Raw genomic sequence first — 16,518 nt, 5'->3', positions numbered from 1 at the left:
AAGTAATCAAGATATGGGGGGCTTGTTTCAATAAACAAGGGCCAAGCCATTTTCATGGACTTGGCCCTTGTCGCCTTGTGCAAGACGGCTTGACGCTTACTCGGCGCTGGCTGAGTCTTCGCTGGCGTTCGAGGCTGTCTCGTTATTGCGATAACTGGCCGGAACCATGTCAAAGCAGAACAGACGGCAATCCAGAGCACCGTTGTACAGCGGGTAACGACGCTTGGGCTTGAGGCGCATATGACGTGGCAGCTCCAGGTCGCTGCTGATCATGTTCACGCTCCAGTTGGCGAAGTTTTGCTTGAGGTTGCTGGCCCAGTTTGGCCAGAAGTCCTCGTCCTGATGTTCCAGGCGCTCGCCGTAGGGAGGATTGGTGACAATCCAGCCGGCTTCCGTTTCTGGACGAATCTTCAGGGCATCGCCTTGCTCGAAGCGAATCGTCTCCAGCGTCAGGTGCGAACGTTCCAGGTTGGAACGGGCCGCATCCAGAACGGTGGGGTTGATGTCGTAGCCAATCAATGGAGTATCCAGACGAGGAGCGATCATGGAACGCGCTTCGTCTTTGATATCACGCCACAAGCGCTGGTCGTGGCAGCGCAGACGCTCGAAGTGGAAGGGACGCCAGATGCCGGGAGGCGCTCCCAGGGCCATCCAGGCGGCTTCGATCAGAATCGTGCCACTACCGCAGAAGGGGTCGATCAAAGGCTTGCTGGGATCCCAGCCAGACAGGGCCAGCAGGCCCGCTGCCAGGTTTTCACGCAAAGGCGCATCGCCCTTGTCGTGACGCCAGCCGCGCTTGAACAGAGACTCGCCACTGGTATCCAGGTAGAAGGTGGCACTGGTCTCGTCCAGGAACAAATGCACCTTGGCATCCGGGCGTACGGTATCGATGGAAGGACGTGCGCCTTCCAGATCACGCAGGCGGTCACAAATCCCGTCTTTGGCGCGCAGATTGCAGTACTGCAAGCTTTGCATGGGGCTGCGTACGGCCGAGGTGTCGACACGCAGTGTCTGCTCGGGGCCAAACCAGCGTTCCCAGGGAGTCACCCGAGCCAGGGCCAGAATGTCCTCTTCGTTGGTGACAGGAGCGTGCGAGACTTCCAGCAAAATGCGTGTCGCCAGTCGCGAGGACAGGTTGGCACGCATGACACCGATCCAGTCCGCATCAAAATGGCAGCCCGCACGGCCGGTTTGAACGTTCTCGTAGCCTAGTGCTTGCAGTTCCAGCGACAGCGCTTCTTCCAGCCCTTGTGGGCAGGGAGCAAACAGACGGTAGCGTTCCCCTTGCAGAGCCTTGACCTGGACGCGCTCGTTTTGCTCGATATTGCTATCGGGCAGGCGCTGACCGGGCTTGGGGGCCTGGGGGCTGTCTACACGCTGAATAGGCGAGACATATTGAGGAAAGGCATCGGAGTCACCGGCCGGGCTAAACAGCTTGCTGGGCATTTTGCCGGCAGGGGTACGCTCCGAAGATTCCTTGTCGCCCTTGAAGGCTGGACGCTCGCGGCGTTCACCCGAGAAATTGCGGCGCTCGCCCGTTTGAGGGCGGCTGTCGCGGTCACGATTGAATGCAGGGCGTTCACGACGCTCACCGGAGAACTCACGACGTTCGCCCGATTGCGGACGGCTGTCACGGTCACGGTTGAATGCGGGACGCTCACGGCGTTCGCCGGAGAATTCACGACGTTCGCCCGATTGCGGACGGCTGTCTCGGTCACGGTTGAATGCAGGACGTTCACGACGCTCGCCGGAGAATTCGCGACGTTCGCCCGATTGCGGACGGCTGTCTCGGTCACGGTTGAATGCGGGACGCTCACGACGCTCACCGGAGAATTCACGACGTTCACCCGATTGAGGACGGCTGTCACGATCGCGGTTGAATGCAGGACGTTCGCGGCGCTCGCCGGAGAACTCACGACGTTCACCGGAGAATTCACGACGTTCGCCTGATTGGGGACGGCTGTCACGGTCACGGTTGAATGCGGGACGCTCACGGCGTTCACCGGAGAATTCACGACGTTCACCCGATTGCGGACGACTGTCACGATCGCGGTTGAATGCTGGACGTTCGCGGCGCTCACCGGAGAACTCACGACGTTCGCCCGATTGTGGACGGCTGTCGCGGTCACGGTTGAATGCGGGACGCTCACGACGTTCACCGGAGAACTCACGACGCTCGCCTGATTGTGGGCGGCTGTCGCGGTCACGATTGAATGCGGGTCGTTCACGACGTTCGCCCGAGAATTCCCGACGTTCACCGGAGAATTCACGACGTTCCCCCGATTGCGGACGGCTGTCGCGGTCACGGTTGAATGCGGGGCGTTCACGACGCTCGCCGGAGAATTCCCGGCGTTCACCGGAGAACTCACGACGCTCGCCTGATTGTGGACGGCTGTCGCGGTCACGGTTGAATGCGGGGCGTTCACGGCGTTCGCCCGAGAATTCCCGGCGTTCACCGGAGAACTCACGACGCTCGCCTGATTGTGGGCGGCTGTCGCGATCACGGTTGAATGCGGGACGCTCACGGCGTTCGCCTGAAAATTCGCGACGCTCGCCCGATTGAGGACGATCTGCGCGGTCGCGGTTGAAAGCAGGGCGCTCGCGGCGGTCCTGGTCACGTTTCTCTACGTAGGGGCGGGCCTCGCGCTTGGGGCCGCCCTGGCGGTCTTGCTGCAGGCTGGCTGCTCGTGCGCGCGCACCCGAGCGCACGCGGGGTTCCGCATTGCTGGCTTTCTTTTTAGTGCCTGGGTTCAGGCTTAGTGTCTTGCGTTCAGATTGGTCTGACATGAATAAGGTATTAGAAGGGTTTTATGACCACCAGGATGAGGACCAGCAGCAGAACGATGACCGGAATTTCATTGAACCAGCGGAAGAATACGTGTGAGCGGCTTTGTTGCCCTTGCTGGAACTGCCGCAGATAGCGTCCGCACACACCGTGAAAGGCAAACAGGATCAAGACCAGGGTCAGTTTGGCGTGCATCCAGCCCTGTCCTTTGCCTATGCCGTAATACAAAAACAATCCCAGGCCTGTCAGCAAAGTCAAAATGGCCAGAGGAGCCATAAAGCGATACAGGCGCCGGGCCATGCCCAGAAGCGTTTCATAGGTCTTGGCATCTTGCTCCTGGGCCAGATTGACATAGATGCGGGGCAAGTAGAACAGCCCTGCAAACCAGGAGGTCACAAACAAGATGTGAAATGTTTTTAGCCAAAGCATGATTTAACCACGCATTTGGCCATTGCCGTGCAAGACCCATTTGTAGGTCGTCAGGCCTTCCAGGCCAACAGGGCCGCGGGCATGAAGACGGTTGGTGGAAATGCCGATTTCTGCGCCCAGGCCGTACTCGAAGCCGTCGGCAAAACAGGTAGGCAGGTTCACCATGACGGAGCTGGAGTCTACTTCGCGCTGGAAGCGTTCGGCCAGGCTCAGGTTTTCCGTCACGATGGATTCGGTGTGCTCTGAGCTGTACTGTGCGATATGGTCCATGGCCTGGTCCATGGAGTCCACAATGCGGATTGCCAGAATGGCCGCGGCAAATTCGGTTTCCCAGTCTTCCTCGGTAGCAGGGGCCACATTGGCAACCAGGGCACGGGTCTGCTCACAGCCACGCAGTTCCACCCCTTTTTCCTGCAATTGGCGGGCCATTTCTGGCAGGAAAGCGGGTGCAATGCTGCGGTGAACCAGCAAGGTTTCCATGGTGCCGCAAATACCGTAGCGGTAGGTCTTAGCGTTGAATACGATGCGGGTCGCTTTTTCCAGATCGGCAAATTCGTCCACATAGACGTGGCAGTTGCCGTCCAGGTGCTTGATCAGAGGAACCGTGGCTTCGGCGCTCAGTCGCTGGATCAGGCTCTTGCCACCACGCGGGACAATGACGTCCACGTAGTCGTTCATGGTTACGAGCAAGCCAACAGCATCGCGGTCCGTGGTGGGAACCACTTGCACGGCTTCTTTGGGCAAACCAGCACGTTCCAGGCTGCTGGAGATGATCTGCGCCAGGGCCTGGTTGGAATGAAAGGCTTCGCTACCACCGCGCAGAATCGTGGCGTTGCCCGATTTCAGGCACAGGGCAGCGGCGTCAATAGTCACATTGGGGCGCGACTCGTAAATGATGCCGATGACACCCAAAGGGACACGCATCTGAGCCACGCGCATGCCATTCGGGCGGGTACGCGAGGCGCTGATCTGGCCAACCGGATCGTCCATATCGGCAATTTGACGCAGGCCGGTGGTCATGATGTCCAGGGCACGGTCGGACAGGACCAGGCGTTCGATCATGGCCGGGGCAATCTGACGTTCACGTGCCGCTTGCAAGTCCAGCTCGTTGGCTGCTTGCAACTGGGCTTTTTGCTCAATCAGGGCATCAGCCATATAGCGCAGGGCGTCGGCCTTGGCTTTGCCTGTGGCGGCGCGCATACGACGGGCAGCAAGCTGGGCGCGCTTGCCCAAATCTTGCATCATGGAAGACAGATCGCCGACCTGGGTGGCGGCAGAGGACTGGGTGATATCGTTCATAGCCGTGTAACTCTCCGGTTCAAGAGAGCATTATCGCAACAATTAAGAAGTTAAGGGGTATCGGACGCTTAGCGGCGGGGCGCTTGTGTCGCGACCGCGATACGCATGGTCAGGCGGCGCATTTCTTCCCACGGGTCTTGCTGACGTCCGTTGGGGTGCAGGCCTTTGATCAAACGGTCTATATCGTGTGCATGCAGAACCGAAGCGGGCCAGCTTTGAGGCGGGATACGGTCCAGGGCCTGACGAACGAGTTTTTCACGCGGGCCAAAAATGCGGTACTGGCGAAACAGGTTGGACAGGTCCTGTCCTTGCTGACGCGCTTGTGACAAGCGGGCCAAGGTACGCACTTCTTCGCCTACAGCCCACAAGACCAGGGGTAGGGCTTCGCCTTCTGCCTGCAAGCCATCAAGCACCGTCAGGGCGCGTTGACTGTGACCTGCCAGCATGGAGTCACGCAGATCAAACACGCTGTAGCGGGCTACGTTCAGAACCGCGTTTTCCAGTTCTTCCTGACTAAGCTGGCCTGGTGGGTAAATCAGGGCCAGTTTCTGAATTTCCTGATGGGCGGCCAGCAGGTTGCCTTCAACCTTGTCAGCCATCCATTCCAGGCTGTTGCGCTCCAGGCTTTGGTCCTGGGCTTTCAGGCGTTGGGCAATCCAGCCCGCCAGAGAGTTGCGGTTGATGGGCTGAATGTCAACCCAACAGGCCACCTGCTCCAGAGCCTGACACCATTTACTGTTGCGCGTGGCCTTGTCCAGCCGGGGAAGTTGAATCAGAAAGCTGGTGCCATCCATTTGCCCCCCGCTGATCTGCTCGCACAGCTTTTGCAGGGCGTCGCCGCCTGGCTTGCCAGGTTTGCCGCTGGGAATATTGACATCCACCAGTTTTTGATCGCCAAACAGGGAAATGTTCTGGGCTACAGCAAACAGCTGCGACCAGTCGGCCCGTGCATCCAGGGTAAAACTGCTGCGTTCGGTAAAGCCGTCCTGGCGGGCGCGGGCGCGCACCGCATCCGCCGCTTCAACCAGCAACAGAGGCTCGTCACCGGACACCACATAAAGCGGTTGGAAAGCGGCGGTTGGCGTGGCCAGTTCGCGCAGCAAGGTGTCGTGGTCGGCCCTGCGTCCCATTCTTACAGCGGAGCCTGTTGTCGAGTGGGCAGCAGTTCCATCTCTTCCATGGAGCTGGCCTCTGGTTGGCTGCTTATGTAATGGTAGGCGCTGGTCACGTCGGGCGAGCTCAAGCGACGCACAATGCGATTGATCAAAGACTGTTCCATATCGCGGAAAATCATCTCGATTTCGCTATCTTTGGCTTGTACAGCCTCGGCATCGTACGGTACTTCACGAATGACGTTCAGTGTTGTGGGCGGCAGGATCACGCGGCCTTTGGCGTCCAGCAACTCGAACACAAAGGTCAGTTGCAGTTCGTACTCTTCCACCTGGCCTTTGGCGTTGATGGAGATTTCGCGTTGATTACGGCTGTGGGAGAGCTGTTGCAAGATGGCTTCAGCGTCTTGCGGGCGCTCCACAAAGCGGGTTTGCGGTGAACTGGCCGACAAGGTTCGACGCAGATTCGCGCCAAACGCACTGTTGTCCGTAATGTTGGTGTAAATCGTGTCGAACGGCAGCGGGGCCACCCCTTTCAGGTGAAAGCCACACGCTGTCAGAACAACACTGAGCAGGATCATCAAGCCCGCCAGTCCCCAGAACCTGGGTGCAGGAACAGACAAGGAGCTGGAAGGAAGCAGGCGGGCTAGGTGCATGATTAACCTACGACGTTAACGAGTTTGCCAGGCACCACAATGATGCGCTTGGCGGGGCGGCCTTCCAGATACTTGAGCACGGCAGCGTGTTCGGCTGCGGCTTGTTCAATGGCGGCTTTTTCCGCTCCCTGAGGCACGACCAATGAACCGCGCAGCTTGCCATTGACTTGCAGCATCAGCTCCACTTCGTCAGCAATCAGGGCTTGTTCATCCACAGCAGGCCATTGGGCGTCGAGCATATCGCCCAGGCTGTCTGCCCAACCCAGTTCACGCCACAACTGCCAGGTGATGTGAGGGACGACAGGGTACAGCACGCGCAACAGAATGGACGTGGTTTCAGCCAGTGCACGTTGTGCGGCGGGAGTGTCTTCCCATTGAGTCTGCTCCAGGGTGTTGAGCATCTTCATGCAAGCCGAAACCACGGTGTTGTATTGAATACGCTCGTAGTCGTAATTGGCTTGCTTGAGCAAGGAGTGAATTTCCAGACGGGTACGCTTGGCGGCCGCATCCAGGTCGCTCCAGTCGGTGGCTTGTTGGGCGTTGCCAGCGCGCAGAGCATCGGCGTGGTTATAGCAGAAGGCCCACAGGCGACGCAGGAAGCGGTTGGCGCCATCCACGCCCGAATCCGACCACTCCAGGGTTTGCTCTGGCGGGCTGGCAAACATGATGAACAGGCGGGCGGTATCCGCGCCCAGCGTGTCGATCAGGGATTGGGGGTCCACGCCGTTATTCTTGGACTTGGACATGGTGCCGATGCCGTTGTACTGCACGGGCTGACCATCGCTCTTCAAACGGGCACCGATAATCGCGCCTTTTTCGTCGTAGACGTTTTCGACGGTTTCAGGCCAGAAGTACTCGATACCACCTTGAGGTGTGCGGCGGGTGTAGCTGTGGTTCAGCACCATGCCCTGGCACAGCAGGCGGGTGAAGGGCTCGTCAATCTTGACCAGGCCCATGTCGCGCATGACTTTGGTCCAGAAGCGGGCGTACAGCAAGTGCAGCACAGCGTGTTCGATACCACCGATGTACTGATCCATGGGCATCCAGTAGTCGGTGCGTGGATCGGTCATGGAGTCGTTCAGTTTGGGCGTGGTGTAGCGCAGGAAGTACCAGGACGAGTCCACAAAGGTGTCCATGGTGTCCGTTTCGCGACGTGCAGGCTTGCCGCAAGAAGGGCAGGTGCACTTCAGGAAGGCTTCGTGCTTGTTCAGCGGGTTGCCGCTGCCATCGGGAATCAGCTCTTCGGGCAGAACCACGGGCAGGTCTTTTTCTGGAACAGGAACCGGGCCGCAATCCTCGCAGTGGATGATCGGGATCGGGGTGCCCCAGTAACGCTGACGGGAAATGCCCCAGTCGCGCAGACGGTAGGTGGTTTGTTTCTCGCCCAGCTCTTGAGCATTCAGGTCTGCCGCAATTGCGTCCACGGCGGCGGCATGCGCCAGGCCGTCGTACTTGCCGGAATTGATGGTTTGGCCTTGCTGCTTGTCGCCGTACCAGTCATGCCATTGAGTGGCGTCGTACTCTTTGCCTTCAACGCCAATCACTTGTTGAATAGGCAATTGGTATTTCAGGGCAAAGGCGAAGTCGCGCTCGTCGTGAGCAGGCACGCCCATGACGGCACCGTCGCCGTAGCTCATCAAGACGTAGTTACCGACCCAGACAGGAACGTCCGCACCGGTCAGTGGGTGCTTGACGCTCAGGCCGGTAGGCAGACCTTCTTTTTCACGGGTGGCCATGTCGGCTTCCGTGGTGCCGCCTTTCTTGCATTCTTCAATAAAGGCAGTCAGCTCGGGATTGTTGCGGGCAGCCAGGGCAGCCAGCGGGTGTTCAGGGGCAACAGCACAGAAGGTAACGCCCATGATGGTGTCCACGCGGGTGGTGAACACGTACAGACGACCGTCCTGAATCAGTTGGCCCTGCTCGTCACGAATATCGTGAGGGAAGGCAAAGCGCACACCCTGGCTCTTGCCGATCCAGTTTTCCTGCATCAGGCGCACACGCTCGGGCCAGCCGGGCAGGCCGGTTTTCACGGTGTCCAGCAGCTCTTCAGCGTAGTCGGTAATGCGCAGGTAGTAGCCGGGGATTTCACGCTTTTCAACCAGCGCGCCCGAGCGCCAGCCACGGCCTTCAATAACCTGTTCGTTGGCCAGAACGGTTTGATCCACCGGATCCCAGTTCACAGTCTGAGTCTTGCGGTAGGCAATGCCTTTTTCCAGCATCTTCAGGAACAGCCACTGGTTCCATTTGTAGTATTCGGGATCGCAGGCACACATTTCACGCGACCAGTCGATGGCCAGACCCATCGCCTGCATCTGCTTTTTCATGTAGGCGATGTTGTCGTAAGTCCACTTGGCGGGCGGAACCTGCGATTTGATGGCGGCGTTTTCAGCGGGCATGCCAAAGGCATCCCAGCCCATGGGCATGAGAACGTTAAAACCGCGCATGCGTAGCTGGCGCGCCATCATGTCGTTGATGGTGTAGTTGCGCACGTGGCCCATATGTAGCTTGCCACTGGGGTAGGGCAGCATGGAGCATGCGTAAAACTTGGGTTTGAGCGAGCCATCGGGAGCGGTGGCGTTTTCGACGGCGCGATAGGCGTCCCGATCGGTCCAGTTTTGCTGAGCGAGTTGTTCAACCTCGCTGGGGTTGTAACGTTCCTGCATGAGTGGCAATACCGTTTTAGACAAAAGTAAAGGAGTATCCGCCATTATACGGGGCAAATCTCGCTGTGGACGGCTGCAAGGTGGGCAGTGTGCATGAGCGTAATGGCAGACAGGAGGCAGGCCTGTCACAGCAGCCTGTGAAGGGCAAAAAAAACCCCTGCAGGGCAGGGGCTTTTTTTGAAAACCAATCCGCTGCAGGAGCGGTGCGCGAATTAACGCAACTTGGTTTCTTTGTACTCGACGTGCTTGCGAACGACGGGGTCAAATTTCTTGATCACCATCTTTTCAGGCATGTTGCGCTTGTTTTTGGTGGTGGTGTAGAAGTGACCGGTGCCGGCGGACGATTCGAGTTTGATTTTTTCGCGTATACCTTTAGCCATGATGAGCTCCTGGTTAAATGTTTAAGAAGCGCAGCTTAGTATTTTTCGCCGCGGGAGCGCATTTCGGCCAGAACGGAGTCGATACCGTTCTTGTCGATGGTGCGGATAGCGTTAGCGGAAACGCGCAGGCGAACCCAGCGGTTTTCACTTTCAACCCAGAAACGACGGGACTGCAGGTTTGGCAGGAAGCGACGCTTGGTTTTATTGTTGGCGTGCGAAACATTGTTGCCCGACATTGGGCCTTTTCCGGTCACTTGGCATACGCGTGCCATGGTCATACCCCTTGAGATCTAAATCAGCCTCCGCTAAACGAAAAAAGCCGCGGGCGATTGTAAAATTAGGATCGTGTTAACCCCAGTGCTGGGGTACAAAGAAGATTATTCTAATATGGAAAAATCACTTAGATCAAGTTTTACCGTGCTTTCCTTGCTGCGTTGCGGCCAAACAGCCACGATAAGACGGCACAACTGGCCAATACGGCGGTCAATGGCAAAGCATTGGAAGAGGACCAGCTGCTGACCGCAAAACCGGCCAGTGCACCACAAAGCATTTGCAAAGCGCCCATCAGGGCCGAGGCCGTTCCCAGGCGATGGCCTTGTTCAGACAGGGCCAGGGCCGCGGAATTGGGGTTCACAAAGCCTTGGCACGCCATAAAGCCCATCAGCGTCACCATCAGCCAGGTCAGGTCCAGTACGCCCAGCAGGGTCAGAACGGCACCCAGCAGGGTAAAGATCACTTGCAGTCCCTGTGCCACGCGCAGCAAAGTGGGCGGGCTGTACGTATTGAGCAAACGGGCGCTGACTTGAGAGAAAACAATCAGACAGGCGGCATTCGCGCCAAAATAAAAACCGAAATGGCGCGGCTCGACTGCAAATAAATCAATAAAGACGCGTGGCGATCCGGCGATATAGGCAAACATGCCTGCAGAACTGAAACCGGCGGCCAGCGAATAAAACATGAAAGGCCGGTCGCGTAACAAGGCACTGTAATTATGGGCAATCAGTTTGGGTTGCAGTGGCAGGACTCGTTCGGGGGTCAGGGACTCTTTCATGGTGAAAAAAGTCAGCAGCCACAAGAGCACGCCACAGCCAGCCATGAAGTAGAAAATACCGCGCCAGTCGCTAAACAGCAGGATCTGACCACCGATCAGCGGGGCCAGAATAGGCATGACGCCCATAATCAGCATCAGCATGGACAGGGCGCGGGCGGCTTCACGGGTCTCGAAACGATCCCGGATCACGGCACGGGGAATAGCCATGCCAGCGGCACCACCAAAGGCCTGCACAATGCGCCACACGGTCAATTCATCAATATCGCTGGCGCGTGCACAGAAAAAGGAAGCGGTGGTGAAAATCAGCACGCCCAGCAGCAAGGGCAGCTTGCGCCCGAAGCGGTCGGCCATGGGGCCGTACACTAATTGAGCCACGCCCACACCCAGCAAGAAACCCGCCAGCGTGCGCTCTACCATGCCCGCCGAGGTGTTCAGACTCTGGGCCATTGCCGGGAAGGCGGGCAGGTACATATCAATGGCCAGTGGCCCCAGGGCAGTGAGCAGCCCCATCAAGATGAGCCAAGGGGGAAATGCAGGGGAGTGGTTGCGTGTCATCGGGCCAAGTATTAAGGTGGGGCAGATCCTGGCCGAGAGCCTGAACCCACTACCCTGTGCCGAGCATCAATGCAAACCGATGCAATGGGCCAAAGGCAGGCAGTTTAGCATGGGGTAAGGTCAATTCCGGTCTAAGTGCTTTAGGTGTGAAGCACATGATTCGTGACTTTGACGCAACGGATTCAGGGGCTGATTGTATTAGGCTACAGGATTGACAGCTTACGGGCGGTGTGTCGAAAGAGGCGACACATTGTCATCTTTGTTTGTTTACATACAAGGAGGCGAAGTTGAGTTCAATTTCATCAATGGTCCAGGCCAAATTAGATCAACTCAGCATCCCGGTTCGGCTGACTTTGCCCAACGGCGAGCAAGTTGGCACGGCTGATGCAGCAGTTCATCTGATCATTAAAGATAATGCCACCTTGGCGCAGCTGGCCGCCGGGCAATCCGGGCAGTTGGGAGAAGCCTACGTGGAAGGGCGTATGGACTTTGAGGGCTCCATGCGGGATCTGATGCAGCTGGCAGCGGATATTTTGCCGGGCTCTCCGGTTGACGCTGCCCAGGCAGGCTGGCTGACTTCCATCGTCAAGCACCTTACCTCGGTTTGGCGTCACTCCCAGGAAAGGGATGCCAAACAGATCCAGTTTCATTACGACTTATCGGACGATTTCTACGCCTTGTGGCTGGACCCGCGTCGGGTCTACTCCTGCGCCTATTACCGCGAACCGGACATGACGCTGGCGCAGGCTCAGGAAGCCAAGCTGGACCACATTTGCCGCAAGCTGCGTCTGCAGTCGGGCGAGCGCTTTCTGGATGTGGGGGCCGGGTGGGGCGGGCTGCTGATGTGGGCGGCTGAAAACTACGATGTGGACGTGACGGGCATCACCTTGTCCCGTAACCAGCATGCCTATGTGAACGGGCTGATTGAGCAGAAAGGTCTGTCGGGCCGGGCCCGCATGATGTTGCTGGATTATCGCGAGCTGGATGAACTCAAGCCCTATGACAAGCTGGCCTCGGTCGGGATGTTCGAGCACGTGGGCCGCGCCCAGCTCAGCGCCTATTTCGACAAGTTGCGCCGTTTGGTCAAACCCGGTGGTTTGATTCTGAATCACGGCATTACGGCCGGTGGCGTGGATAATAGCCAGCTGGGTGCCGGGATGGGCGACTTTATCGAGAAATACATTTTCCCCGGCGGAGAGCTGACCCATATCAGCCATGTGCTGCGTCATCTGGCCGAAGGTGGTCTGGAAGGCCTGGACATTGAGAATCTGCGTCCGCACTATGCGCGCACGTTGTGGGCCTGGAGCGATGCCTTGGAAAGTCAGTTGGACAAGGCCAAGGCCACGCTGGATTCCGAGCAGGGTCAAAAATCCTTGCGTGCTTACCGGGTTTATCTGGCTGGTTGCGCCATGGGTTTTGAGCATGGCTGGATTGCCTTGCATCAAGTTTTGGCTCAGGCGCAAAGTGCTGGGCGGGCACAGGAGCTGGATTACGCGCCAGACCTGGTGTATCCATGGCGTCGGGACTATATGTATCAGCGTTAGAGGGCGCGGTCTGGAGGGGCAAATGACAAGGCTATATGCCTTGTCATTTGTCTTTTTTGGGGCTGCTTTTACGCCACTCCATCAATTCTGAATTAATAAGTAACAAAAAAAAGTTTAGAAAATCGCTAAAACCACGCCAAACAAGGGTTTTGTTGCGTTTTTGCCATTGACATATTCCAAGGTTTTGATGGTTTTGCGCAGTAAGAATTTGTTTTTGATTGCAAAGGCCCGTAGAATGGCCTCCTTACCAGATTCATCAATTCGATCTAGAACCGCCTGAAACTGCGTGTTCTATTCGCACCAAATCATCGCCCCGCGCGGTGTAACCCTGGCCCAGCCGTTTTGTTTCGGTCAAGGCAGCGAACAGTACCAAAAGGGCTCAGCCCTGAATATTGTTCCGGGTTTTTCGTGAGTGCCTGGCACTCGCTCTATACGTAGGTATGTATTGGCGATAAGAGCATCGTCTTCCGCACACCCCTTTAGCCTTGGCGCCGACTGATCATGCAGGACGCGTCCACAGTAACTCAAGGAGGAGCATCATGTCTTCATACTTCCCTCACACCGGTGCCAAGTCGCGCTTGCACCGCTTTCCCCTGATTCAAGCCTCTGTGCTGACCAGCGTGTTGCTGGGTTTGTCGTCCGCCGCACAAGCCGCTACCCCGGTTGCCTGCGAACTGGACCGCACGGTTCGCTTTGGCGGCATGAATTGGGAATCCAATCTGGTCCTGACTGAAGTCGAGCGTTTTATCGCTGACAAGGGTTATGGCTGCAAGACTGAGGTCATCTCGGTCGAGACGCTTCCGGCCTTGGCCGCATTGGAGCGAGGCGACCTGGATGTCAACACTGAAATCTGGCTCAACAGTGTGGCTGATCCCTGGAAACAGGCTGAAGCCAAGGGAAATGTAAAACGTATTGGCGATATTTATATGGGTGGCGAAGCCTGGTTCATTCCACGCTACACCGCCGAGCGCCTGCCTGAACTGAAGTCCGCTGCGGACTTGCCCAAGTTCAAGGATGAATTCAAGGACCCTGAAGAACCCGGTAAAGGCCGCTTCTATGGCTGCCCGGCAGGTTGGGGTTGTGAAGTGGTCAGCGGCAATCTGTTCAATGCCCTGAAGCTGGGTGATACCTTCACCTTGTTCTCGCCCGGTACTGGTGCCACGCAGAAAGCGGCTCTGACCTCTGCTTATCAGCGCAAGGAAAACGTGGTGTTCTACTACTGGTACCCTACGCCGCTGGTGGGTTCCATGGATCTGGTCAAGCTGGAACTGCCCGCTTATGACGAGAAAAAGCACGGGTGTCTGACGGACCCGGATTGTGCCAATCCAGAGCCTAGCGATTACCCCGAAAATCCGGTGTTCACTGCTGTGAATACGGAGTTCTCCAAGCAGGCTCCCGAACTGACGGCCTTCCTGGCCAATGTCAGCATGCCCCTGGAGCTGATGAACGACACCATGGCCCACATGGAAAAAACCGAGGGCGAGCCTGAGGATGTGGCGCACTGGTTCCTGAAAGAGCACGAGGACACCTGGTCCAAGTGGGTGCCCATGGAAGTGGCTCAGCGCGTAAAAGCCGCTCTTTAGTATTCGTGTCGTTGTAGGGCGAGGCCGGCCTCGGTGACTGCACCCCATGTGGGTGCGGGTACTGAGCCGTACCTCGCTTTTCTGCCTGGTCCCATTGTGGCCGGCAGGCTCATGGCCGGGCGATATGCCCGCGCCGCATGCACGAGTTTTACGGAGTGTTTTTTATGTTTCCTGAGTTGATTGATCCGCGCGCCTTACGTTTGCCCATCGATCAGTTCGTGGGTGATCTGGTTGCCAATTATTCCAGTACCTTGCGCGCCATGACCCAGCCTTTGCTGGACATGCTGGTCTTTATGGAGTCCATCTTGCGCAGCAGTCCCTGGTGGGCCGTTGTGCTGGTGGTGGTCGTGCTGGGCTGGGCTGCCAGCCGTCGCGTCCTGTTTTCCGTGGCCATGGGTGCCATGCTGTTCGTCATTGGTTTGATCGGCCTGTGGGATGCTGCCATGCAGACCCTGGCGCTGATGATCGTGGCCGTTTTCCTGTCTGTCCTGATAGGCATACCGCTAGGTCTGTTGATGGCCAGCTTCAACTGGCTGCGCCGCATCATGATGCCGGTGCTGGACGTGATGCAAACCATGCCCAGCTTTGTGTATCTGATTCCGGTAGTGATGCTGTTCAACCTGGGCAAGATCGCCGCCCTGATTGCCACCATTATTTACGCCATTGCGCCGGTAATTCGTCTGACCGATCTGGGTATACGCCTGGTCGACAGCGAAGTGCTGGAAGCCTCGCGCTCCTTCGGGTCCAACCGCTGGCAGCAGCTCTACGGGGTGCAATTGCCATTGGCCATGCCCAACATCATGGCGGGTATTAACCAGACAACCATGATGGCGCTGGCCATGGTAGTGATCGCCTCCATGATTGGTGTGCGAGGTTTGGGCTACGAAGTGCTGCAAGGTATCAACCGCCTGCAAGTAGGCCGTGGCCTGATGGCCGGTTTGGGTATTGTGCTGCTGGCTATTCTGTTTGACCGTATCACACAAGAATTTGGCCGCCGCTTTCAGACACGGGAGGCCTCATGAGCAAGATTGAAGTTCGCAATATCTACAAGATCTTTGGCTCCCAACCCGAGCGCTGGCTGGAAGAAGCTCGTAACGGCGTTCGCAAGGATGAGCTACTGGCCAAAAGCGGTCACACCTTGGGGCTACGTGACATCAGCCTGTCCATTGAACATGGCAGCATTTACGTCATCATGGGTTTGTCCGGTTCGGGCAAGTCCACCCTGATCCGCCATTTCAACCGCCTGATCGAACCGACAGCCGGGCAGATTCTGGTCGATGATGTGGATGTGATGAGCCTGGATGGCAAGGCGCTGATGCAGTTCCGCCAGCAAAAGATCAGCATGGTCTTCCAGCGTTTTGGCCTGTTCCCGCATCGCACGGTGCTGGAGAACGCGGCTTACGGTCTGCAAGTGCAGGGCATAGGACGTGCCGCCCGTGAAGAGAAAGCCACTTACTGGCTGGAGCAGGTAGGGCTTCAAGGCTTCGAGAATCAGTATCCGCATCAGTTGTCTGGCGGTATGCAGCAACGTGTGGGTCTGGCGCGTGCCTTGGCCACCGATGCCGACATTCTTCTGATGGACGAAGCCTTCTCTGCGCTGGATCCGCTGATTCGACGTGAAATGCAGGACCAGTTGCTGGAACTGCAGGCCCGTCTGAACAAGACCATTGTGTTTATTACGCATGATCTGGACGAAGCTCTGCGCCTGGGTAACCGGATTGCCATTTTGAAAGATGGCGAGTTGATCCAGGAAGGTTCGCCCGAAGATATTCTGCTGTCACCCGCCAGCGATTATGTGCAGGCTTTCTTGCAGGATGTGAACCGCAGCAAGGTGCTGAATGCCGCCCATGCGGTGCGCGATTCCAGCAAGACATTGACCTTCACCATGCGTACCCGTGCTGTTCATGCGCTGGAGCGCTTGAGCGAACGGGGCGTGCGTTATGCGCCTGTGCTCGATGGCAAGCGTCTGGCCGGTGTCTTGATGCGTTCCAGTGCTCAAGAGGCGGTGCAGCAAGGTGCACGGGATATTTCCGGTTTTGTGGACGAGATGAGTTCCGTTCCCGCCACCATGGGTCTGGATGAAATCCTGGGGCAATTGCTGCGTAGCAGCGAACCTTTGGCCGTCACGGGCGAGAACGACGAGTTCCTGGGCCTGCTCTCGCGCAGCAAGGTTGTGGACCTGGTCAGCCCGCTTATTGATGCGGTTGAAGCGTCGCCGGATGCGGCTGCCGAGTCGACTCCGAGCGATACTGCCAAGATCGTGGAAGCAATTGAAGGCAGTAAACCTGCTGCCTGAGTTAGCCTTGTCTTGCTAAAGCGATAAAGAAAACGGGACCCGTTGAATAACTGGCCCCGTTTTTTTTGTTTGTGCTTTGATGGATTGGCTTATTTTGGCCTTAGGCTTCTACTGCTGAGCAAAGAGCAAAGCGCCGCTGGATGTCTGAGTCTGCCATGGAGCTGAATG

13 protein-coding genes are annotated in these 16,518 nt (G+C 57.3%); 4 read left to right on the top strand and 9 right to left on the bottom strand.

All coding sequences use genetic code 11. The features are described from left to right. Window positions 1–96: 96 nt before the first annotated feature. From OSH04_RS03745 to OSH04_RS03705, 9 genes are all read right to left on the bottom strand, one after another. A complete protein-coding gene (locus OSH04_RS03745; protein WP_266108053.1) occupies window positions 97–1,446 on the bottom strand; it encodes a THUMP domain-containing class I SAM-dependent RNA methyltransferase in 1,350 nt (449 codons plus the stop codon). A gap of 1,351 nt (window positions 1,447–2,797) precedes the next feature. Next, window positions 2,798–3,214 (bottom strand): CopD family protein, encoded by a 417-nt coding sequence (locus OSH04_RS03740; protein WP_035272539.1) that lies wholly within the window; start codon window positions 3,212–3,214, stop codon window positions 2,798–2,800. A gap of 3 nt (window positions 3,215–3,217) precedes the next feature. Continuing rightward, window positions 3,218–4,513 (bottom strand): glutamate-5-semialdehyde dehydrogenase, encoded by a 1,296-nt coding sequence (locus tag OSH04_RS03735; protein WP_152602628.1) that lies wholly within the window; start codon window positions 4,511–4,513, stop codon window positions 3,218–3,220. A 68-nt stretch (window positions 4,514–4,581) separates the two neighbouring features. Further along, window positions 4,582–5,643: a DNA polymerase III subunit delta gene (holA, locus tag OSH04_RS03730; protein ID WP_266107957.1), complete on the bottom strand. Its 1,062-nt coding sequence runs from the start codon at window positions 5,641–5,643 to the stop codon at window positions 4,582–4,584. 2 nt (window positions 5,644–5,645) lie between these two features. Further along, the gene (locus OSH04_RS03725) at window positions 5,646–6,278 is read right to left on the bottom strand and encodes an LPS-assembly lipoprotein LptE (RefSeq protein ID WP_026483068.1); all 633 of its coding nucleotides are present in this window, start codon (window positions 6,276–6,278) and stop codon (window positions 5,646–5,648) included. A 2-nt stretch (window positions 6,279–6,280) separates the two neighbouring features. Further along, the gene (leuS, locus tag OSH04_RS03720) at window positions 6,281–8,941 is read right to left on the bottom strand and encodes a leucine--tRNA ligase (protein WP_266107956.1); all 2,661 of its coding nucleotides are present in this window, start codon (window positions 8,939–8,941) and stop codon (window positions 6,281–6,283) included. 212 nt (window positions 8,942–9,153) lie between these two features. Next, window positions 9,154–9,321: a 50S ribosomal protein L33 gene (gene rpmG / locus OSH04_RS03715; RefSeq protein WP_003802781.1), complete on the bottom strand. Its 168-nt coding sequence runs from the start codon at window positions 9,319–9,321 to the stop codon at window positions 9,154–9,156. Between the two features lie 35 nt (window positions 9,322–9,356). Further along, window positions 9,357–9,593 (bottom strand): 50S ribosomal protein L28, encoded by a 237-nt coding sequence (gene rpmB / locus OSH04_RS03710; RefSeq protein WP_003802782.1) that lies wholly within the window; start codon window positions 9,591–9,593, stop codon window positions 9,357–9,359. 140 nt (window positions 9,594–9,733) lie between these two features. Then, on the bottom strand, window positions 9,734–10,882 hold the full coding sequence (locus OSH04_RS03705; RefSeq protein WP_035272768.1) for a Bcr/CflA family multidrug efflux MFS transporter: 1,149 nt from the start codon (window positions 10,880–10,882) through the stop codon (window positions 9,734–9,736). 350 nt (window positions 10,883–11,232) lie between these two features. On the opposite strand from OSH04_RS03705, the gene OSH04_RS03700 reads away from it, so the two are divergent. The 4 genes from OSH04_RS03700 (at window position 11,233) to OSH04_RS03685 (ending at window position 16,350) form a co-directional block, all read left to right on the top strand. Beyond that, window positions 11,233–12,471 carry a class I SAM-dependent methyltransferase gene (locus OSH04_RS03700; protein ID WP_035274497.1) on the top strand — a complete coding sequence of 413 codons (1,239 nt, stop codon included), beginning with the start codon at window positions 11,233–11,235 and terminating at the stop codon, window positions 12,469–12,471. Between the two features lie 539 nt (window positions 12,472–13,010). Continuing rightward, the gene (locus OSH04_RS03695) at window positions 13,011–14,054 is read left to right on the top strand and encodes an ABC transporter substrate-binding protein (protein ID WP_137430163.1); all 1,044 of its coding nucleotides are present in this window, start codon (window positions 13,011–13,013) and stop codon (window positions 14,052–14,054) included. 164 nt (window positions 14,055–14,218) lie between these two features. Further along, complete coding sequence (locus OSH04_RS03690) at window positions 14,219–15,076, top strand: ABC transporter permease (protein WP_009456478.1); 858 nt, start codon at window positions 14,219–14,221, stop codon at window positions 15,074–15,076. After that, window positions 15,073–16,350 carry a quaternary amine ABC transporter ATP-binding protein gene (locus OSH04_RS03685; protein ID WP_009456471.1) on the top strand — a complete coding sequence of 426 codons (1,278 nt, stop codon included), beginning with the start codon at window positions 15,073–15,075 and terminating at the stop codon, window positions 16,348–16,350. The genes OSH04_RS03690 and OSH04_RS03685 overlap by 4 nt, the downstream gene beginning before the upstream one ends. Window positions 16,351–16,518: the final 168 nt, after the last annotated feature.

The organism is Alcaligenes nematophilus, from assembly GCF_026344155.1.
GTDB classification, from domain to species: Bacteria; Pseudomonadota; Gammaproteobacteria; order Burkholderiales; family Burkholderiaceae_B; genus Alcaligenes; species Alcaligenes phenolicus.
Note: the sequence above shows the minus strand (reverse complement) of the source record. Positions and strands in the feature narration are given on the sequence as shown.